This is a genomic window from Roseomonas sp. TF40 (assembly GCF_057219975.1).
On the sequence record NZ_JBXVVR010000001.1, the window covers coordinates 1,066,886 to 1,085,374 of the forward strand.

Consider the following 18,489-nt stretch of genomic DNA (forward strand, 5'->3'; position numbering starts at 1 on the left):
AAAGCCCATGACCACCCGTCGCAGCCTTATCCGTGCCACCGCCCTGCTGCCGCTCGCCGCCCCCGCCTTGGCCCAGCCTGCATGGCCGTCGCGCCCCATCACCATCGTCGTCCCCTTCCCGCCTGGCGGGTCGAACGACCTGCTGGCGCGGCCGCTGGCGCAGAAGCTCCAGGCCGCCCTCAACGGCCACCCCGTGGTGGTCGAGAACCGTGGCGGCGCCGGCGGCACGGTGGGCGCGGCCGCGGTGGCCCGCGCCACGCCGGATGGGCATACGCTGATGTGGGGGCATGTCGGCACGCTCGCCGTGAACCCCTTCATCTACCCCAACAACCCTTATGACGTGCTGCGCGACTTCGCGCCTGTCGCGCTGGTGGCGACCCTGCCCTCGGTGCTGGTGGTGCACCCCTCGGTCGAGGCGCGCACGGTCGAGCAGTTCATCGCGCTCGCCAAGGCGCGGCCGGGCACGCTGGAATACGGCAGCGCAGGCAATGGCGCGGCGTCGCACATCACCATGGCCGCCTTCGCCGATGCGGCCGGGATCGAGCTGACCCATGTGCCCTATCGCGGCAACGGGCTGATGCTGGCGGATCTTTTGGCGGGCCGCGTGAAGTGCAGCTTCGCCGGCGCGCCGGTGGTGCTGCCCGCGGCGCGCGACGGCAAGCTGATCGCGCTCGGCATGAGTGCCGCCGGCCCCTCCGCCGCCCTGCCCGGCATCGCCCCGGTGGCCGGCGCGCTGCCCGGCTTCGAGATGGTGCAGTGGCACGGGCTGGTGGCCCCCGCCGCCACGCCGCGTGAGGTCGTGGTCCGCATCAACACGGCGGTGAACGGGCTGCTCGGCGATGCGGAGCTGACCCAGCGCCTGACCATGGAAGGTGCCGACGCCGCCCCGCGCACGCCCGAGCAGTTCCGCGCCCTGATCGCCGCCGAGCTCGACCGCTTCCGCGTGCTGATCGCGCGCGCCGGGATCAAGGCGGACTGAATGCCGCCGATGACGGAAGGGCGCAGCCGGCGCTGCGCCCGCGAGCGCCGGACGTCTGAATCGGCGGCGCCATGACAATCACCATCACGCTGGCCTGCGGCGCCTATGACCGCGTCGTTCCCCTCCTCGATGGCCGTGTGGCGGTGGCGGGGGCGCGGGTGATCGCGGTGCCGATGCCCTCCGAACAGAGCTTCCCGCGCGCTGTCACGCGCGCGGAATTCGACGTGACGGAACTCTCGCTCAGCTCGCAGATCCTCCAGGTCTCGCGCGGCGAGGGCGCCTATGTGGCGCTGCCGATCTTCGTCGCGCGCGCCTTCCGCCATGGCTGCATCTATCTGCGCGCGGATGCGGGCATCGCCACGCCGCGCGACCTGGAAGGCCGGCTTGTGGGCATCCCGGAATACCAGATGACACTGGGGCTGTGGCTGCGCGGCATCCTGGCCGACGACCATGGGGTGGCGGTGAACGCCATCCGCTACCGCACCGCCGGCACCAACCAGGCCGGGCGGCGGGAACGCCTGCCGCTGGAACTGCCGCCGGAGATGGATGTGGCGCCGCTGCCGCCGGGCAGCACGCTCAATGCCGCGCTGCTCGCGGGCGAGATCGACGCGATCTTCTCCCCCACCCCGCCCGAGGCCTTCACCGCGGGCGACCCGCGCGTGGTGCGCCTGTTCCCGGATCCGCGCGCGGCCGCCATCGCCTTCCACCGGCGCACCGGCTTCTTCCCGATCATGCATGTGATGGGCATCCGCCGCGACGTCCTGGCGCGCGACCCCGGACTGGGCACGGCGCTGCTCGCGGCCTTCTCGGAGTCGAAGCGTCTCGCGCTGGCGGAATGGCGGGCGAAGCTCTCCTCATCCTCGCCGGCCACGGTGCTGCCCTTCCTGGCGGAGGAATGGGCGGCGATGGAGGCGATGCTCGGCCCCGAGCCCTACCCCTATGGGATGGCGGCGAACCGGGCGGAGCTGGCGGCGATCTGCCGCTGGTCGCACGCGCAACACCTGTCGCGCCGGGCTGTCACGCCGGAAGAGCTGTTCGACCCGGCGACGCTGGAAAGCTGAAGGCGCTCAGGCCTCGTTGGTGTCCGGGTGGCGCAGCAGCCAGAGGCGCTCATGTGCCGCGACCAGGCTTTCCATGTTCTTGCGGCGGTTCACATCGGGGGCGACAGGGCGGCGGGTCAGCATCATCTCGAGGATGCGCAGAAGCTCCTCGGCGACCTCATAGTCGCCCTGGTCGCAGGCATGGTGGAAGGCGATCAGGATCTTGTCGGACAAGCGGCGCGTATGCCGAGGAGGCGTGCCGCCCGCGCGTCCACCATCCCGGCCTCCGCTGGAGTCACGATCCTCGTCAGACATCGACAACACAACCCCTCTGCGCGACTCGACGCGCTTTTCGATCCTACCATAACCGGGCCTTGGCTTGCCCGAAACCCTCACCAAACAACAAGCCATGAAGAGGGCCTGATTCGCCACACCAGGGCGCGCCCCTCTATCCCGGGCGGCCTGCACGCAACTGGCCGCGCACCGTCTCCGCGATCGCCTCGGGCGAGGTCTCGGGCCGGAACAGCGCGCGCACGCGCCCCTCCGGCCCCACGAGATAGATGAAGGAGGAGTGATCCATCAGGTACTGGGTCATCTCCGGGCGCTGCACGCGGGCGTAGAAGACACGATAGGCACGGGCGACGGCGGCGATCTGCGCCTCGGTGCCGGTCAAGCCGATCATGCGCGGATGGAAGCGGCTGACGTAATCCGCCAGCGCCTCGGGCGTATCGCGCTCGGGATCGATGGTGATGAGGATGGGCGTCACCCGCTCGCCCTGCTCTTCCAGCACGTCGAGCGCCGCGGCGACGATGCCGAGTTCGGTGGGGCAGACATCCGGGCAATAGGTGAAGCCGAAATAGACCAGCAGGAAGCGACCGGCGAAGTCGCGTTCGGTCACGGCGCGGCCGGTGTGATCCGTCAGGCTGAAGGGGCCGCCAAGCGTCATCCCCTGGGGCAGCTGCACCCCCCCGGCGGAGGGCGCGGCCGGCGCATCGCCGCCGAAGACCATGGCCGTCTGGCGCAGGAAGGCATCTGCCACGCTCTCACCCTCGGCGCGGCCGAACCAGGCGAAGCCCCAGGCACCGCCAAGCAGCAGGATGAGCAGGAGAGCGAAGGCGCGGATCAGGATCAGCATGATGCGCGCGAGATAAGCCGCCCCGCCCGCGCCGTCCATAAGGCACGGGCGGGGCGTGCCATCTCAATGTCGCGAGAGCGTGATTTCACCCTCGGGCTGGGCGGTGGAGAAGGTGGAATCCCCGAAGGCCTCTTCCCAGGTGCCGGTGGTGCTGGCGCGCGAGTATTCGGTGGCGCGGTTCTCGAAGAAGTTGGTGTGCTCGATGGCGTTGAGCATCTCATCCAGCCAGGGCAGCGGGTTCTTCTCGATCCGGTAGAGCGGTTCGAGGCCGAGCTGCGTCAGGCGGCGATCCGCGATGAAGCGGATATAGGCCTTGGTCTGAGCGGCATCGAGGCCCTGCACGCCGCCGAGTTCGAAGGCGAGGTCGATGAAGGCGTCCTCATGGTCCACGATGGTCGAGCAGATCAGGTAGAGGTCGCGCTTCAGCTCCTCGGTCCAGATCTCCGGATTCTCCTGCACGAAGGTGCGGAAGAGGCGGATGACGGAGAGGCAGTGCAGCGTCTCGTCGCGCACCGACCAGGAGACGATCTGCCCCATCCCCTTCATCTTGTTGAAGCGGGGGAAGTTCATGAGGATGGCGAAGGAGGCGAAGAGCTGCAGGCCTTCCGTGAAGGCGCCGAAGGCGGCGAGCGTCTTGGCGATCTCGGTCTTGTTCTCGACCGAGAAGGAATGCATGTAGTCGTACTTGTCCTTCATCTCCTTGTATTTGAGGAAGGCGGTGTATTCGATCTCCGGCATGCCGATGGTGTCGAGGAGATGCGAATAGGCGGCGATGTGGATCGTCTCGGTGTTCGAGAAGGACGACATCATCATCAGCACTTCGGTCGGTTTGAAGACCTGGGCGTAGTGCTTCATGTAGCAGTTGTTCACCTCGACATCCGCCTGGGTGAAGAAGCGGAAGATCTGGGTGAGCAGGTTGCGCTCGCTGGCCGAGAGATTCTTCTGCCAGTCCTTCACATCGTCGGCGAGCGGCACTTCCTCCGGCAGCCAGTGGATGCGCTGCTGCTGCAGCCAGGCCTCATAGGCCCAGGGATAGCGGAAGGGCTTGTAGACCGGGTTCGCGGTCAGCAGGTCGAACTTCACCGGCAGTTCGAGGGGCGAGAGCTGCCCCTTGGGGATCGAATCGTCAGGCATTGTCGGTCTCGGCTTGGAAAGTGTTCAGGTTTCGCGCGCGTCGGGCGCGCGCAGGGTCTTGGCGAGATCCTCGGCGATCCGGTCGAGGTCGGCGACAAGCCGCCGCACCTCGGTCACCGGGCCGCGCAGGTCCAGCAGCAGGTCGAGCTGACGCTGCGCGGCGCTTTGCCGCGCGGCCAGCAGCTGCACCTTCGCATGTGAGGAGGCCTCGAGAAGATTCATTGGCAGGCGAGGCATTCTTCGTAGTTGTTGGAGGTCGCCGGCGGCGGGGTCAGGTTCAGCTGGCGCGGCGCATCGTCCTTGTGCGCCGTCATCACATCGCCCTGGCCGACCACCTTCTCGCTGATCGTGTCCGCGCGCTGGATGGACAGGCTGCGGCAGTAGTAGAGCGACTTCACGCCCTTCTTCCACGCCATCATGTGGATCTGGTGCAGGTCGCGCTTCGAGACGTTGGCGGCGAGGAAGACGTTCACGGATTGCGACTGGCACACATAGGGCGTGCGGTCCGCGGCATGTTCCACCACCCAGCGCTGGTCGAGCTCGAAGGCGGTCTTGAAGGTGTCCTTCTCCTGCTGCGTCAGGAAATCGAGGTGCTGCACGCTGCCCTTGCTGACGGTGATCGAGGTCCAGGTCTCCTCATCGTCGCGGCCATGCTTGGCCAGCACGCGCTTGAGGTGCGGGTTGCGCACGATGTAGCTGCCCGAGAGCGTCTTGTGGTTGTAGACATTGGCCGCGATCGGCTCGATGCCCGGGCTCGCGCCGCCGCAGATGATGCTGATCGAGGCCGTCGGCGCGATCGCGATCTTGTTCGAGAAACGCTCCATGATGCCGTATTCGGCGGCATCCGGGCAGGGCCCGCGCTCTTCCGCCAACTGGCGGGAGGCCGCATCCGCCTGCTCGCGGATGTGCTTGAACATCTTCTTGTTCCACACCTTCGCGATCGCGCTCTCGAAGGGCACGTTCAGCGCCTGCAGGAAGGAGTGGAAGCCCATCACGCCCAGGCCCACCGAGCGCTCGCGCATCGCCGAATAGCGCGCGCGCGCCATGGAATCGGGCGCGGTGTCGATGAAGGACTGCAGGACGTTGTCCAGGAAGCGCATCACGTCCGGGATGAACCGCGGATCGTCCTTCCACTCGAACCAGGTCTCGCAGTTGAGCGAGGAGAGGCAGCACACCGCGGTGCGCTCCATGCCGTGCTGGTCGATGCCGGTGGGCAGCGTGATCTCGGAGCAGAGGTTCGAGGTCTTGACCTCCAGCCCCGCCAGCTTGTGGTGCTCCGGCCGGGCGCGGTTCACATGGTCCGAATAGACGATGTAGGGCTCGCCGGTCTCGATGCGCGCCGTGAGGATGCGGATCCACAGGCTGCGCGCGGAGACCTTGCGCATCAGCGCGCCATCCTTGGGCGAGACCAGCGCCCATTCCTCGTCATTCTCGACCGCGCGCATGAAGGCGTCCGAGAGGAAGACGCCGTGGTGCAGGTTCAGCGCCTTGCGGTTCGGGTCGCCGCCGGTCGGGCGGCGCATCTCGAGGAATTCCTCGATCTCGGGGTGGTTCACCGGCAGGTAGCAGGCGGCCGAGCCGCGGCGCAGCGAGCCCTGGCTGATGGCGAGAGTCAGGCTGTCCATCACCCGGATGAAGGGGATGACGCCCGAGGTCTTGCCGTTGCGGCCCACCTTCTCGCCGATGCCGCGCAGATTGCCCCAGTAGCTGCCAATGCCCCCGCCCTTGGCCGCCAGCCAGACATTCTCGTTCCACAGGCCGACAATGCCCTCCAGGCTGTCATTGGCCTCGTTCAGGAAGCAGGAGATCGGCAGCCCGCGCGTCGTGCCCCCGTTGGAGAGCACCGGCGTGGCCGGCATGAACCACAGCTTCGAGATGTAGTCATAGATGCGCTGGGCATGCGCCGCGTCGTCGCCATAGGCCGAGGCCACGCGCGCGAAGAGATCCTGGTAGGATTCGCCCGGCAGCAGATAGCGGTCGTCGAGCGTGGCCTTGCCGAAGTCGGTCAGCGCGGCGTCGCGCGACCGATCGATCCGGACCTGGCCATGGCCTTCAAGCTGAACTGCATCAAACACGACGAACCCCCTCATGCGGCCCCGAAGCGGGGCGACTCCCCCATGCGGCGGAGAATGCGCCGGCCTGGGTCACCGCTACAAGATGTAGTGTTGCAACACTCGCCTGCACACCACATCGGCCATGCATATCGCCTGTTGATTTTTTCCGCGGAAGTTGTCCACAGCCACGGAGTTCCGGTTTCGTTCATGAGCGCCGGGTAAATGCGCCCGCCGCCCCTTCACGACAAGACCAGTCTTGGGGCCGCCTGAAGCGGCGTGAAAGCCCCGATTTGCCGCCATCCCCGCTGTCCACATGATCCACAGGCAGAGCCTTCCGCCCAGGCCCGGATGGACGCATCATCCCTGCTCCGCCGCAGGAAAAAGACAGCCGCCATGACCCTGACCCGCCCCACGCGCCGCCACCTGCTCACCGCCGGGCCGGCCACGCTGCTCGCCGCCCCGGCCCTCGCCCAGGTGGCCACGCCCGGCAGCGCCCCCTGGCCCAGCCGGCCCATCCGCATCGTCGTGCCCTTCGGCAGCGGCGGCGGCACGGATGTGACCACCCGGATCCTCGCCCCCAAGCTGGCCGAGATCCTGGGCCAGCCCGTGGTCATCGAGAATCGCCCGGGCGCGGGCGGCGTGGTGGGCAGCGACTATGTGGCCAAGCTGCCGCCCAATGGCGATGTCCTGCTGCTGACCACCCTCTCGCCGCTCGGCCTCGCCCCGGGGCTCTCGGCGCCGATGCCCTTCGACCCGATCCGCGACCTGACGCCGATCGCCCCCACCGTCTTCGTGCCGATCTGCATGGCCATCACCCGGCGCGGCGTGGCGGCGACCACGGCCACCGAGTTCGTCTCCCTGCTGCGGGCGAATCCGGGGCGCTTCCAGTTCGGCTCCTCCGGCGTGGGCAGTTCGGGCCATATCGCGGCCGCCACCTTCGCGCTGAAGGTGGGGGCGGAGGTGGTGCACGTGCCCTATCGCGGCGGCGGGCAGGTCTTCGCCGCGCTGCAATCGGGCGAGATCCACTACTGCATGGACATCCCTGCCCTGCTGAAACCCTTCCATGAGGGAGGCACGGCGCGAATCCTCTTCACCGCCACCGATGAGCGCTCGGCCATGATCCCGGACATCCCGACCGCCGCCGAGGCGGGCGTGCCGGGCTTCAAGGCCTATTCCTGGTATGGCTTCTTCGGCCCCGCCGGCCTGCCGCGCGCGATCGTGGACCGCATGGCCGCCGCGACCGAGCAGGCGCTGGCCGACCCCGCCGTCGCCACCCGCTTCGACGCGCTCGGCACACCCGCCATGCGCGGCTGGACCCCCGAGCGTTTCGCCACCTATGTGCGCGACGAGAACGCCACCTGGGTACCGCTGGTGCGCAGCCTGAATATCCGGGAATAGACACCTTTCGGCAGCGTTCTTGCCCTAGGGGAGGGGCTCCATCCAGGAGCCCCCGGGGTGAAACAGACGAAACATGCCGACATCAAGGTGCAATCCCGCTGTCCTAGCGTGCCGGTGCTGAAGGAGCCCCGGCCATGCCGCAAGCTGACCCTTCCGCCGCGCTGCTGCGCGGCTTCCTGCTGGCCGCGGCCGTGATCGCGCCTGCCGGCCGGCTGAAGCTGATCCCCGAGGCGACAGCGCAGATCCGCCTGTTCCGCCTCGTGACGATGCGCGCCGATGTCGTGCTGGGCCTCACCCCCGGCGAGCTGGCCGCGCTGGGGCAGGGTCCGGACCTGGACCGCCTGGCGCGGCAGATGGCCGAGGCCGGGGAGCTGGTCGCCTGGCGTTATGTCCAGGCCCGTGGGCCGGATGGCGCCACGCGGCTGGCCGCGCGCGGTCGCATCGCGGTGCCGGGCTGCGATGCCCTGTTGATCGAGCGATTCGTCCCCTCCCTGCCAGTGCTGCCGCCACCGGCATAGCCGCGGCGCCGCTTTGGCGCTTTGATGGGCGGGTCACCTGCATGGAGGACGCCCCGCAATGCCGCATGACGGCCATGAGCATCACCACGCCCCGCCCGATGATGGCTGGAAGCACACCGGCGTGCGGGTGATCCCGGGCCACAGCCTGGACACCAACACGGCGCAGACGCCGGGCATGAACCGCGCCGCCGCCATCAACTTCGCCCGCGTCGGCGCGCAGAAGATCTGGGCCGGCACGGTGCACATCCACGCCAATGCCAAGACCGGCGCGCATCACCACGGCGCGCTCGAGAGCGTGATCTATGTCCTGCGCGGCAAGGCGCGGATGCGCTGGGGCGAGAAGCTGGAATATGTCGCCGAGGCCGGGCCGGGCGACTTCATCTTCGTGCCCCCCTATGTGCCGCACCAGGAGATCAACGCCAGCACCGATGAGACGCTGGAATGCGTGCTCGTGCGCTCGGACAATGAGGCGGTGGTGGTGAACCTCGACATCGAGCCGGTGGAGAAGCCCGAATCCGTGGCCTGGGTGGACCCGATCCACAAGGCGCCGGGCTGAGCCTTCAGGCGCCCTCGATCGTCAGCACCAGGGCGCCGCGCTTGCGCCCATTCTCGACCAGGCGATGCGCCGCCACCGCTCGCTCCAGCGCGAAACGGTGGCCGATCACCGGGCGCAGCACGCCCGATTCCGCCAGCCCGGCAATCTCGCGCAGCCCCGCGGCACGGCCGGGCGAGAAGCCACAGAGCACGCGCCGCCCGCCGCCGAAGGGCCGCCAACTGCCGAGCATCGCCAGCAACTCGCGATGCCCGAAGCTGAGGAACACATGCCGCCCGCCCGGCGAGAGCACGCGCCGCACCTCCGCCGGGCGCGTCACGCCCACCGTGTCCAGCACCAAATCATAGGCCTCCTCGCCCGACCAGATATCCGTCCGCGCGCGGTCCAGCACCCGCGTGGCGCCCAGCCCCGCGACGAGGTCGAGATTCGCCGCGCTGCACAGGCCCGTGACCTCGGCGCCGACATGCCGGGCGAGCTGCACCGCCGCCACGCCCACCGCCCCGGCCGCGCCCACCACCAGCACCCGTTCGCCCTGCCGCACCCGCGCCACGTCGCGCAGGAAGTCCAGGGCCGCGAGGGCGCCGAAGGGCAGCGCCGCCGCTTGCTCGGCCGTGAGGTTGCCCGGCCGGGGGGCAATGGCCGCATCCTCGGCGATGGCGAGGAACTCGGCATTCGCCCCGCCCAGCGCCATCCCGAACACCGCCTCACCCAGCCGGAAGCGCCGCGCCCCCGCGCCGAGTGCGACCACCTCGCCCGCAAATTCCATGCCCATCACCGGCTGGCGCAGCCGGCGCAGCCCGAAGGCGAGGCGCAGCGGCAGCCAGAAAAGCGCCGGGCCGCGAAAGCCGCGGATGCGCGCATCGCCCGAGGTCACGGTGCTGGCCGCCACGCGCACCAGCACCTGCCCCGGCCCGGGGCGGGGCACCGGCAGATCCTCGATCCGCAGCACATCGGGCGGGCCATAGCGGCGGCAGGTCACGGCGCGCATCGGGGTCTCCTTCGGGATGGCCCCGTCTAGCCATGCGAAAACAGCCGGGACACTGGCGAAATCCGGCCATCACCCATACATGGACGCATGGATCCCCACGCCGCCCGCCTCGACTGGAACCATCTGCGCGCCTTCCTCGCCACCGCCGAGGCCGGCTCCCTCTCCGCCGCCGCACGCCGGCTGGGCCTGACCCAGCCCACCCTCGGCCGGCAGATCGCGGCCCTCGAGGCCGATCTCGGCCTCGCCCTTTTCGAGCGCGCCGGCCGCGGCCTGGTGCTGACGCCCGCCGCCGCCGCGCTGCTCGCCCATCTGCGCGGCATGGGCGAGGCGGCGGAGCGCCTGGCCCTGGCGGCCTCGGGCCATTCGCAGGTGCTGGCCGGGCCGATCCGCCTGACCGCGAGCGAGGTCTATGCCGCGCATATCCTGCCGCCGATCATCGCCCGGCTGCGCGCCGCCCATCCCGGCATCACGGTGGAGATCCAGGCCACCAACCGCACCGCCGACCTGCTGCGCCGCGAGGCCGACATCGCCATCCGCAACTTCGAAACGCGTGAGCCGGAACTGATCGCGCGCAAGCTCGGCGAGGATCGGGGGCGGCCCTATGCCACCCCCGCCTGCATCGCGCGGCTGGGGGCGCCGCGCAGCTGGGCGGAACTGGCCGCCGCCGACTTCGTGGCCTTCGGCCCGCCCGCCGAATTCCTGCAGGGCATGCGCGCCTTCGGGCTCGACCTCACCGCCGCGCAGCTGCCGGTGCAGGCCGACAGCCACCTGGTGCATTGGGAGTTGGTGAAGCAGGGCCTGGGCATCGGCTTCATCACGGAGGCGCTGGGCGATGCCGAGCCCGCCGTGCGCCGCGTGCTGCCCGAGGCGCCGCCCATCACCTTTCCCGTCTGGCTCGCCACGCATCGCGAACTCCACACCAGCCGCCGCCTGCGCGTGGTCTTCGACCTGCTGGCCGAAGAGCTTGCCGGGATCCTGCGGCCACGCGGTATTGGTTGACTGCATCAACCACTTCTGTGACCCTCCCGGCAACGAGCAAGGGAGATGAAGCATGGCGTCCTGGACCCCCGCGCGGCGGCATCTGCTCGGCCTCGGCGGCGCGCTGGCGCTGGCCCCGCGCGCAGCGCGCGCCCAGGCCTGGCCGAGCCGCCCGGTGCGCTTCATCATCCCCTTCGCCGCCGGCGGCCCCGTGGAGGTGCCCGGCCGCTTCCTCGCCGACCGGCTCTCGCAATCCCTGGGCCAGCCCGTGCTGGTCGAGACGCGACCGGGCGCGGGCGGGTCGCTCGGCATCCAGGCGGTGCTGGCGGCGAATGACGGGCATACGATGCTCTTCACCACCTCCTCCGTCGTCATCCTGCCGGCGCTGATGCGCAACCCGGGCTTCGACCCGATCGCGGACCTCATCCCCGTCAGCCTGATCTCGGATGCGCCGATGGCCCTGGTCGCGCGCACGGATTGGCCGGTGCGCGATTTTTCCGAACTGCTGCGTCAATCGCGGGCGCAACCCGGCAAATTCTCCTTCGCCTCCTCCGGTGCCGGCTCCACCACCCATCTGGCAGGCGAGTTGCTGAAGGTGCGCGCGGGCATCGACATCCTGCACGTGCCCTATCGCGGCGCCGGCCAGGCGGTGAACGCGCTCTATGCCGGCGACACGGATCTGCTCGTCACCGGGCTGATCGAGACGCTGCGCCATGTGCGGGAGGGTCGCCTGCGCGCCATCGCCGTCACCTCCGCCACGCGCAGCCCCGTGCTGCCCGATGTGCCCGCCATCGCGGAACTCGTGCCGGGCTACGACATGTCGATCTGGTACGGCATGTTCGCGCCGCGCGGCACGCCGCCCGAGGTGGTGCAGCGCCTGGCCGCTGACCTCGCGCCGCACCGCAGCGGCAATCGCCTGGCCGAGCAGATGGCGGCCTCGGGTGCTGCGCTGCTGCTCGACGGCCCGGCCCCGCTCGCCGCGCGCGTGGCGCGGGAGGTGCCGCAATGGAAGGCACTGGTGGCGCAGGCGGGCATCCAGCTCGAATAGCTACAGCAGGCGCCGAAGGATCTCGATCGCCTCATAAGGGGTGGCGGCGGTATGCGCGCCCGCCGCGCCCAGCGCCGCGAGCTTCGCGGCCGCACTCTCGCGCGCGCTGCCGATCAATGCGCCGGCATGGCCCATCTGCCGATCCGCCGGCGCGTGGCGGCCGACCAGCGTCGCCACGACAGGCTTCGGGAAGGCGGCCAAGGCCTCGGCCATCGCGTATTCCTTGTCGCCGCCGATCTCGCCGCAATAGAGCACCGCGCGCGTCGCCTCATCCTGCGCGAGGGCCGCGAGATATTCATGCGGGTTGCGCCCGATCACGGCATCGCCGCCGATATGGATGGCGAGGCGCTGGCCCAGCCCCGCGCGCGTCATCAGCCTGGCCGCGGCCAGCGTCAGCGTGCCGCTGCGCCCGATCAGCGCCACCGGACCCGGCGCGCAGAAGGCCGGCGCCACGGAGCCCAGCAGCCCCTGCCCCGGCACGCAGAGCCCGAGCGTGTTCGGCCCCACCAGCCAGCTGCCGGCGGCGCGCGCGGCCTTCGCGGCCGCGAGCGAATCATGCAGGGCCACATATTCCGCAGCCGCGACGATGGTCGGGATGCGCGCGGCGGCACATTGGCGGATGGCATCCGCCGTGCCTTCGGGCGGCGTGTAGAGCACGGCCGCATCGGGTGGCGCGGGCAGGTCGGCCAGGCGATCGAAGAGCGGCAGCCCTTCCTGCACGCTGCCACCGCGCCCGAGCGCGATGCCGCCGAGCAGCTGCGTGCCGGCCTCGCGCATGCCCGCGATCTGGCGTGCGGCATAGGCGCCCGAGGCGTTGAAGATCACGACGCGGCGCGGGAACTCCCGCAGGAAGGGCAGGCTCATGCCAGTGCCTCCGCCGCGGCGCGGACCAGGGCGCGCGGATCCTCCTCCAGCGCCGCGATGCCGGCCGCGCGCAGCCGCACCATCGCCGCCGCCACATCGAAGCCGCGCGTGGCCGAGGGTGCGGCGGCGAAGCCGACGAAGAGCGGCTTGGGTGCGGGCTGCTTCGCGAGGAAGGCCAGCAGCCCGTCGATGCGATCGCTGAGCGGGCGCGAGGCCAGCGTGGTGTAGAACAGGATGCCCTTCACCTCCGGCCGGGCCGCGAGTTCGAAGGCCGCCGTGAGCCGCGCCTCGGTGGTGTCGGCCGGGCCGCCATGCAGATTGTCCATGAAGCAGGCGGCGCGCAGCCCCGCATCGGCGAGCAGGTCCATCAGGAACATCCCGAGCCCCGCCCCGGCCGAGACCAGCGCGATGTCGCCCGGCATCTCCACCAGCGCGAAGCCGCCCTGCCGCGCGCGCCGTTCCAGCGGCGTCAGCGTGGCATCTTCCAGCAGCGCGCTCATCGCCGGCGTGTCATGGCGATAGCCCGCGACATCGTCGCGCAGGATCTTGGCGTCACAGGCCAGCAGACCGCCGCGCGTGACGGCCAGCGGATTGATCTCGAGCAGCGCGAGATCCTCCGCCCGCGCAAGGCGCGCCAGCCGCTGCGCAAGCCGCGCGACGCGGGCGGCGAGTTGCGGCGGCAGGTCGTCGCGGAGCGCGGCATGGACGGTCTCGGCCGTGTCGGGTGAGTCGGCGTCGATCGGGATTCGGCGCAGCGCCGGGCTGGTCTCGATCTCCACGCCACCCTCGGCGCAGAACAGCACTTCCTGCGTCTGGCGCGTGCCATCCACATGCAGGGCGAGGTAGAGCTCGCGCTCGATCGCCACCTGTTCCTCGACCAGCACGGCCACGGGCCCGGCGATGGCGGCGATGGCCTGGCGCGCCTCTTCCAACGTCCCGGGTGTCGCGAGGCGCACCAGCCCGCGCTTGCCGCGCCCGCCCTCCAGCACCTGCGCCTTCACGACGAGTCCGGGCCAGCCTGTGAAGTCGGGCGCGGGCGCATCGGCCGCCAGCACGACACCGCGTGGCATCGCGATGCCATGGCGCGCCAGCAGCGCCTTGCCATCCGCCTCGGTGAGCCTCATGGCGCGAGGCCCAGCAGCTTCACGGCATGCGCCGCCAATTGCTTCTTCTGGATCTTGGAACTCGCGGTCATGCCGATATCCTCGAAGCCCTGCACCAGGCGCAGGTGGCGCGGCAGCTTGAAGCCGGCCATGTGCGCCTTCGCCCAGGCGAGCAGCGCGGCCTCATCCGCCGTCGCGCCCTCATTCAGCACCACGAAGGCGCAGGGCACCTCCATCAGCCGCGGATCGGGCACGCCGACGACGACCGCCTGCTTGATGGCGGGGTGGCGATGCAGGATGTCCTCGATCTCGGCCGGCGCCACGTTCTCGCCGCCGACGCGGATGATCTCCTTCGCGCGGCCGCAGAATTCCAGCCAGCCTTCCGCATCGAGCCGACCGAGATCGCCGGTGGCGAGCCAGCCCTGCGCATCCAGCGCCGCCGCGGTCTCCGCGGGCTTGTCGAAATAGCCCTGCATGATCGACCAGCCGCGCACCATGATCTCACCCGCCACACCGGCCGGGCAGTCTTCGCCGGACTCGAGATCGCGGATGCGCACTTCGATGCCCGGCTGCGGCCGCATGCGGGCGGCGGCGCGCACCGCCTCATCCTCCCACCAGCAGGATTGCGACACGTTGGGCGAGGCTTCGGACAACCCATAGCCCACCACGCATTCCCGCGCGCCGAGTTCGTCGATGATGCGCCGCACGATGCTCGCCGAGGCCGCCGCCCAGGCGCCGCGCAGCACCAGCTTGCGCGCGGGCCGATCCGGGTGGTTGAGCAGCATCAGCGCCATGGTGTCATTGCCGGAGAAATGCGTGCAGCGCTCGGTCTCCATCAGGCGCAGCGCCTCGCCGGCCTCGAAGCGATCCATCGTCACCAGCGTCGCCACATGCTGCAGGCAGGCGAGGATGGAGAGCGTGGTGCCCGCGACATGGAAGAAGGGCCGCGCCGAGTGGAAGCGATCCGCGACGCGCAAACCCATCCGCCCGCCGGAGAAGAAGCCGTTCGCGCACATGCTCCGATGCGTCAGCAGCACGCCCTTGGGGAAGGCGGTGGTGCCGGAGGTGTATTGCATCAGCAGGATGTCGTCCGGCGTGCAGCAGGGCGCGACGTCCGTTGTTCCCGCTGTAAGAAACGCCTCCCAGCCCATGGCGCCCGCGGGGGCGACGCCGCCGACGACGATGACCTTGGCAAGGTCGGGCAGCGCCGGGTCGGGGAGCGCGTGGTCCACGCCCGGGCAGATCTCGCGCAGCATGGCGAGGAAATCGATCTTCAGCACCTGGGCCGCCAGGATCAGCAGGCGCAGGCGCGACTGGCGCAGCGCATAGGCCATCTCCTGGCCCGTGAAGCGCGTATTCACCGGCACCGTCACCGCGCCGAGCGAGCCGATGGCGAGGAAGATCGCGACCCAGCGCGGGCCATTGCCCATGCACAGGCCGACATGGTCGCCACGCCGCACCCCCGCCGCCGCCAGCGCCGCGCGCAGCCGCGCAACCTCCTGCGCCAACCCGGCGAAGGTGATGCGGCCTTCGGGCGCGACGATGGCCTCGACCTCAGGCGCGATGGCGACCGCGCGCGCCAGCGCGTCCTCGGTGGTGATCGGGCAGATGCGCGCGAGGTCCATCACCCGCCGAACCCCGCCATGGAGCGCCGCCACTCGGCCGCGGCGAGGCTTTCCTCGATCGCCATGAGTTCGGTGGCCAGCGCGCCGCGCGGGTCGCGCTCGAGCCCTTCGTCGATGCAGCGTTTGGCGAGTGCCAATGCGCTCGGCGGCGCCTTGACGATGGTCGCGGTGATCTCGGCGAGTGTCGCCTCCAGCGCCTCGGGGGCCAGGATGCGCGTCACCAGCCCGGCCTCGCGCGCTTCCGCCGCGGTGAGCGTGCGGCCGGTGAACATCATGTCCTTGGCCAGCCGCTTGCCGAGGATGCGGGGCAGGCGCTGCGTCGCCCCCACCGTGCCCCACAGCGCCTCGGGCGTGCGGAAGCTCGCCGCCGGCGTGGCGAGGATGAAGTCGCAGGCGGCGGCGATCTCGCAGCCCGAGCCGATGGCCGGGCCCTCCACCACCGCGAGGGCGGGCATGGGCAGGCGCTCGATCGAGTCATAGGCGGCGAAGGCCTTCACGCGGCGCGCGCGCACCGCATCGTCGCTCATGCCCTTGCGTTCCTTGAGGTCCGCGCCCGCGCAGAAAACCGGACCCGCGGCGCGGATCACCACGAGCTTCGCCGCATCCGCCACCGCCTGGCGCGTCGCGGCGAGCAGCGCCTCGCACAGCGCGACGTTCAGCGCGTTGCGCGCAGCGGGGCGATTGAGTGTGAGCGTCGCAACACCCTCCGCGTCCAGCGTGTAGATCGCGGCCTGTTCCTCGCTCATATCGCGCCTGCTTCCTTCAATGCCTCGATGCGCGCCGCATCATAGCCGAGCCGTTCGGCCAGGATCTCCGCCGTGTGCTCACCCAGCAGCGGCGGGCGCGCGACCGCCGGCTGGTCCCAGCCCTCGAATTTGAACGGCAGGGGCAGCGCGGGAAATTCGCCGAGCAGCGGATGCGCGAAGCCACCCACCATGCCGCGCGCCTGCACCTGCGGGTCCGCCATCACCTCATCGAGCGCCAGCACCGGCCCGTTCGGTACATCCGCCGCATCCAGCGCCGCCACCGCCTCAGCGCGCGTCAGGGACGCGAGCGCGGTGGTCAGCGCCGCCATCACCTCGGCCCGCCGCGCCAATCGCCCGGCATTGGTCGCGAGCCCCTCATCGGCGGCGAGCCCCTCGAGCGCGAGCGCGCTGCAGAGCGGGCGCCAATGCTGGTCGCTGCAGGTGATGTGGAGGAAGCGCCCATCCTTGCAGCGGAAGCTCGCCGTCGGCACGCGGCCCGGATGTTCGGTGCCTAGGCGCGGCGGCACCTCGCCCAGCGCGAAGAACCGCGCCGCCGCGATGGTCAGCAGCGAGACCTGGCCGTCCAGCATCGAGAAATCGACATGCCCGCCCTGCCCCGTCGCCTCGCGCCCGCGCAGCGCCGCGAGGATCGCGATCGCCACCCAGAGGCCCGAGGTGAGGTCCGCCACCGGCAGCCCCGGCTTCACGGGCCCGCCGCCGCGCTCGCCGGTGAGGCTCATCAGGCCGCCCATCGCCTGGAAGACCGTGTCGTAGCCCTTGCGCTGCGCATAGGGCCCCGTCTGGCCGAAGCCGGTGCAGGAGAGGTAGATCAGCCGCGCATTCACATCGCGCAGCGACGCGAAATCCAGGCCCCGGCGCTTGAGCGTGCCGACGGGGAAATTCTCCACCAGCACATCGGCCTGCGCGGCGAGGCCGCGGATGATCGCGCGGCCTTCCGCATGGCGCAGGTTCACCGTGATGCTGCGCTTGGCGCGGTTGCAGGCCATGTAGTAGCCGCTCACGCTACCCCCTGGCCCTTGCGCGAAGGGCTCGAAGCCGCGGGTCTCATCGCCGCTGCCGGGCTGCTCGACCTTGATCACCTCGGCCCCCAGTTCCGCGAGGATCATGCTCGCGAAGGGGCAGGCGAGCACGCGCGACAGGTCGAGGATGGTGAGGCCCGCGAGCGGCTTCATCGATGCACCAGGCGCTTAAGCTGCGCCATCGCCTCGCGCGGCAGGAGTGCCGCGGCCAGCGCCAGGTCGCAGGCGCTGTCGAGCAAGGTCGCCGCGGGCACGATCCGCGTGGCGAGATGCAGCGCCAGCGCCTCCGCCGCGCTCACGCTGCGTCCGGTGGCGAGCAGGTCGAAGGCCGGCTTGGGGCCGAGATGGCGCAGCAGCACGGGGGCGACCAGACGCGGCAGCATCGCATGCTTGGCCTCCGGCCAGCCGAGGCTGGCATCCTCGGCCATGACCACGCCGTCGCAGGCCAGGGCGAGCGACGCCCCCGCGCCCATCGCCACCCCCTGCACCGCGGCGATCACGGGCTTGGGCACCAGCGCCGGCGCGTCCATCAGTGCGACCGTGAGCGCCGAGCGCGCCGCCCGTGCCTCGCCCGCCAGCGCCTGCATCTCCGCGAGGTCGGCGCCGGCACAGAAGGCCGGGCCATGGGCCGCGAGCACGATGGCGCGCACGGCCGCCGCCTGCCCCGCGGCGCTCAGCGCATCGAGCAGCCCCTGGGTCATCGCGCCATTCAGCGCGTTGCGCTTCGCGCCCCGATCGAGGCGGATGATCCGCAGCCCGTCGTCGCGGTCCTCCAGGGTGATCATGCGTCCTCGCCTGCCAGCAGGGCGACCTGGCGCCGTGCCTCGGCTTCCAGCTTGCGGATGGCGCGTGTCAGCACCGCCTCCTCCTGCGGCGTGAGGCAGGCGTTGAAGGCGGCATCGCGTTCGAGGGCCGCGCGCATCAACCCCTGGTGCAGCCGCTGCCCGGCGGCGGTGAGGCGCAGCGCCACCTCCCGCCCATCGGCGCGGCCGGGCGCGCGCAGTACGAGGCGGCGCGCCACCAGCCCGGCGACCGCGCGGCTCGCGAGGCTCTTGTCCAGGCCGCTCTGCTGCGCCAGCGCCTTCAGCGTCATCGGTGCGAAGCCGCCCAGCAGCGCGAGGATGCGCCACTCCATCAGGCTGACATCGAATTCCTGCCGGTAGCGCAGCGCCGCGCCGCGCGAGAGCGCATTGGCAAGGCGATGGATGCGGTAGGAGAGCAGGTCCTTGATGGTGCGCGCGGCCCCCGCCGCCGGCTCTTCCGCCATGCTCAGCCCGCTCCGCCGC

20 protein-coding genes are annotated in these 18,489 nt (G+C 70.6%); 7 read left to right on the forward strand and 13 right to left on the reverse strand.

What is annotated here, in order from left to right:
- The first annotated feature begins 7 nt into the window (after positions 1–7).
- Together AC2D9U_RS04550 and AC2D9U_RS04555 are read left to right on the forward strand one after the other, a co-directional pair.
- Positions 8–979 (forward strand): Bug family tripartite tricarboxylate transporter substrate binding protein, encoded by a 972-nt coding sequence (locus AC2D9U_RS04550; protein ID WP_484746865.1) that lies wholly within the window; start codon positions 8–10, stop codon positions 977–979.
- A gap of 71 nt (positions 980–1,050) precedes the next feature.
- Entirely contained in the window at positions 1,051–2,040 is a 990-nt protein-coding gene (locus tag AC2D9U_RS04555) for a substrate-binding domain-containing protein (protein WP_484746866.1), read from the forward strand.
- Between the two features lie 6 nt (positions 2,041–2,046).
- Here AC2D9U_RS04555 and AC2D9U_RS04560 read toward each other — a convergent pair whose 3' ends face one another.
- The 5 genes from AC2D9U_RS04560 to AC2D9U_RS04580 all read right to left on the reverse strand — a co-directional run bounded on the left by AC2D9U_RS04560 (position 2,047) and on the right by AC2D9U_RS04580 (position 6,363).
- The gene (locus AC2D9U_RS04560; protein WP_484746867.1) at positions 2,047–2,253 is read right to left on the reverse strand and encodes a hypothetical protein; all 207 of its coding nucleotides are present in this window, start codon (positions 2,251–2,253) and stop codon (positions 2,047–2,049) included.
- Between the two features lie 214 nt (positions 2,254–2,467).
- Positions 2,468–3,154 (reverse strand): SCO family protein, encoded by a 687-nt coding sequence (locus tag AC2D9U_RS04565; protein WP_484746868.1) that lies wholly within the window; start codon positions 3,152–3,154, stop codon positions 2,468–2,470.
- Positions 3,155–3,217: 63 nt separating this feature from the next.
- Positions 3,218–4,288 (reverse strand): ribonucleotide-diphosphate reductase subunit beta, encoded by a 1,071-nt coding sequence (locus AC2D9U_RS04570; protein ID WP_484746869.1) that lies wholly within the window; start codon positions 4,286–4,288, stop codon positions 3,218–3,220.
- Between the two features lie 24 nt (positions 4,289–4,312).
- Positions 4,313–4,510, reverse strand: a complete 198-nt coding sequence (locus AC2D9U_RS04575) for a hypothetical protein (RefSeq protein ID WP_484746871.1) — start codon at positions 4,508–4,510, stop codon at positions 4,313–4,315.
- A complete protein-coding gene (locus AC2D9U_RS04580; protein ID WP_484746873.1) occupies positions 4,507–6,363 on the reverse strand; it encodes a ribonucleoside-diphosphate reductase subunit alpha in 1,857 nt (618 codons plus the stop codon). Before AC2D9U_RS04580 ends, AC2D9U_RS04575 begins: the two co-directional genes overlap by 4 nt.
- Positions 6,364–6,735: 372 nt before the next feature.
- Between AC2D9U_RS04580 and AC2D9U_RS04585 the strand changes: the two genes are divergently transcribed.
- The 3 genes from AC2D9U_RS04585 (at position 6,736) to AC2D9U_RS04595 (ending at position 8,814) form a co-directional block, all read left to right on the forward strand.
- Complete coding sequence (locus AC2D9U_RS04585; RefSeq protein ID WP_484746875.1) at positions 6,736–7,740, forward strand: Bug family tripartite tricarboxylate transporter substrate binding protein; 1,005 nt, start codon at positions 6,736–6,738, stop codon at positions 7,738–7,740.
- 134 nt (positions 7,741–7,874) lie between these two features.
- The gene (locus AC2D9U_RS04590; protein WP_484746876.1) at positions 7,875–8,258 is read left to right on the forward strand and encodes a hypothetical protein; all 384 of its coding nucleotides are present in this window, start codon (positions 7,875–7,877) and stop codon (positions 8,256–8,258) included.
- Positions 8,259–8,316: 58 nt separating this feature from the next.
- A complete protein-coding gene (locus tag AC2D9U_RS04595; RefSeq protein ID WP_484746877.1) occupies positions 8,317–8,814 on the forward strand; it encodes a cupin domain-containing protein in 498 nt (165 codons plus the stop codon).
- 4 nt (positions 8,815–8,818) lie between these two features.
- On the opposite strand, the gene AC2D9U_RS04600 is transcribed toward AC2D9U_RS04595, so the two are convergent.
- The gene (locus AC2D9U_RS04600; protein WP_484746879.1) at positions 8,819–9,799 is read right to left on the reverse strand and encodes an NAD(P)-dependent alcohol dehydrogenase; all 981 of its coding nucleotides are present in this window, start codon (positions 9,797–9,799) and stop codon (positions 8,819–8,821) included.
- An 87-nt stretch (positions 9,800–9,886) separates the two neighbouring features.
- Between AC2D9U_RS04600 and AC2D9U_RS04605 the strand changes: the two genes are divergently transcribed.
- Both AC2D9U_RS04605 and AC2D9U_RS04610 read left to right on the forward strand, forming a co-directional pair.
- Positions 9,887–10,798 (forward strand): LysR family transcriptional regulator, encoded by a 912-nt coding sequence (locus tag AC2D9U_RS04605; RefSeq protein WP_484746880.1) that lies wholly within the window; start codon positions 9,887–9,889, stop codon positions 10,796–10,798.
- 52 nt (positions 10,799–10,850) lie between these two features.
- The gene (locus tag AC2D9U_RS04610; protein WP_484746881.1) at positions 10,851–11,825 is read left to right on the forward strand and encodes a tripartite tricarboxylate transporter substrate binding protein; all 975 of its coding nucleotides are present in this window, start codon (positions 10,851–10,853) and stop codon (positions 11,823–11,825) included.
- Here the strand turns inward: AC2D9U_RS04610 and AC2D9U_RS04615 are convergent, their stop codons facing one another.
- From AC2D9U_RS04615 to AC2D9U_RS04645, 7 genes are read right to left on the reverse strand one after another with little or no spacing between them, the layout of a single operon-like run.
- Positions 11,826–12,689 (reverse strand): CoA-binding protein, encoded by an 864-nt coding sequence (locus AC2D9U_RS04615; RefSeq protein ID WP_484746883.1) that lies wholly within the window; start codon positions 12,687–12,689, stop codon positions 11,826–11,828. It lies immediately after the preceding gene.
- Positions 12,686–13,813, reverse strand: a complete 1,128-nt coding sequence (locus tag AC2D9U_RS04620) for an ATP-grasp domain-containing protein (protein ID WP_484746885.1) — start codon at positions 13,811–13,813, stop codon at positions 12,686–12,688. Before AC2D9U_RS04620 ends, AC2D9U_RS04615 begins: the two co-directional genes overlap by 4 nt.
- Positions 13,810–15,417: an AMP-binding protein gene (locus tag AC2D9U_RS04625; RefSeq protein WP_484746886.1), complete on the reverse strand. Its 1,608-nt coding sequence runs from the start codon at positions 15,415–15,417 to the stop codon at positions 13,810–13,812. Before AC2D9U_RS04625 ends, AC2D9U_RS04620 begins: the two co-directional genes overlap by 4 nt.
- Positions 15,417–16,163 (reverse strand): enoyl-CoA hydratase/isomerase family protein, encoded by a 747-nt coding sequence (locus tag AC2D9U_RS04630; protein WP_484746887.1) that lies wholly within the window; start codon positions 16,161–16,163, stop codon positions 15,417–15,419. The genes AC2D9U_RS04625 and AC2D9U_RS04630 overlap by 1 nt, the downstream gene beginning before the upstream one ends.
- The gene (locus AC2D9U_RS04635; RefSeq protein WP_484746889.1) at positions 16,160–17,356 is read right to left on the reverse strand and encodes a CaiB/BaiF CoA transferase family protein; all 1,197 of its coding nucleotides are present in this window, start codon (positions 17,354–17,356) and stop codon (positions 16,160–16,162) included. Before AC2D9U_RS04635 ends, AC2D9U_RS04630 begins: the two co-directional genes overlap by 4 nt.
- Complete coding sequence (locus tag AC2D9U_RS04640) at positions 17,353–17,988, reverse strand: enoyl-CoA hydratase/isomerase family protein (RefSeq protein ID WP_484746891.1); 636 nt, start codon at positions 17,986–17,988, stop codon at positions 17,353–17,355. Before AC2D9U_RS04640 ends, AC2D9U_RS04635 begins: the two co-directional genes overlap by 4 nt.
- Positions 17,985–18,470 (reverse strand): MarR family winged helix-turn-helix transcriptional regulator, encoded by a 486-nt coding sequence (locus tag AC2D9U_RS04645; protein WP_484746893.1) that lies wholly within the window; start codon positions 18,468–18,470, stop codon positions 17,985–17,987. Before AC2D9U_RS04645 ends, AC2D9U_RS04640 begins: the two co-directional genes overlap by 4 nt.
- Between the last annotated feature and the right edge of the window lie 19 nt (positions 18,471–18,489).

Bases quoted from the DNA above. Each gene is read 5' to 3' on its own strand.
- AC2D9U_RS04550 (WP_484746865.1), top strand. From the start codon at position 8: ATGACCACCCGTCGCAGCCTTATCCGTGCCACCGCCCTGCTGCCGCTC.
- AC2D9U_RS04555 (WP_484746866.1), top strand. From the start codon at position 1,051: ATGACAATCACCATCACGCTGGCCTGCGGCGCCTATGACCGCGTCGTT.
- AC2D9U_RS04565 (WP_484746868.1), bottom strand. From the start codon at position 3,154: ATGCTGATCCTGATCCGCGCCTTCGCTCTCCTGCTCATCCTGCTGCTT.
- AC2D9U_RS04570 (WP_484746869.1), bottom strand. From the start codon at position 4,288: ATGCCTGACGATTCGATCCCCAAGGGGCAGCTCTCGCCCCTCGAACTG.
- AC2D9U_RS04575 (WP_484746871.1), bottom strand. From the start codon at position 4,510: ATGAATCTTCTCGAGGCCTCCTCACATGCGAAGGTGCAGCTGCTGGCC.
- AC2D9U_RS04585 (WP_484746875.1), top strand. From the start codon at position 6,736: ATGACCCTGACCCGCCCCACGCGCCGCCACCTGCTCACCGCCGGGCCG.
- AC2D9U_RS04590 (WP_484746876.1), top strand. From the start codon at position 7,875: ATGCCGCAAGCTGACCCTTCCGCCGCGCTGCTGCGCGGCTTCCTGCTG.
- AC2D9U_RS04595 (WP_484746877.1), top strand. From the start codon at position 8,317: ATGCCGCATGACGGCCATGAGCATCACCACGCCCCGCCCGATGATGGC.
- AC2D9U_RS04600 (WP_484746879.1), bottom strand. From the start codon at position 9,799: ATGCGCGCCGTGACCTGCCGCCGCTATGGCCCGCCCGATGTGCTGCGG.
- AC2D9U_RS04605 (WP_484746880.1), top strand. From the start codon at position 9,887: ATGGATCCCCACGCCGCCCGCCTCGACTGGAACCATCTGCGCGCCTTC.
- AC2D9U_RS04610 (WP_484746881.1), top strand. From the start codon at position 10,851: ATGGCGTCCTGGACCCCCGCGCGGCGGCATCTGCTCGGCCTCGGCGGC.
- AC2D9U_RS04615 (WP_484746883.1), bottom strand. From the start codon at position 12,689: ATGAGCCTGCCCTTCCTGCGGGAGTTCCCGCGCCGCGTCGTGATCTTC.
- AC2D9U_RS04620 (WP_484746885.1), bottom strand. From the start codon at position 13,813: ATGAGGCTCACCGAGGCGGATGGCAAGGCGCTGCTGGCGCGCCATGGC.
- AC2D9U_RS04625 (WP_484746886.1), bottom strand. From the start codon at position 15,417: ATGGACCTCGCGCGCATCTGCCCGATCACCACCGAGGACGCGCTGGCG.
- AC2D9U_RS04630 (WP_484746887.1), bottom strand. From the start codon at position 16,163: ATGAGCGAGGAACAGGCCGCGATCTACACGCTGGACGCGGAGGGTGTT.
- AC2D9U_RS04635 (WP_484746889.1), bottom strand. From the start codon at position 17,356: ATGAAGCCGCTCGCGGGCCTCACCATCCTCGACCTGTCGCGCGTGCTC.
- AC2D9U_RS04640 (WP_484746891.1), bottom strand. From the start codon at position 17,988: ATGATCACCCTGGAGGACCGCGACGACGGGCTGCGGATCATCCGCCTC.
- AC2D9U_RS04645 (WP_484746893.1), bottom strand. From the start codon at position 18,470: ATGGCGGAAGAGCCGGCGGCGGGGGCCGCGCGCACCATCAAGGACCTG.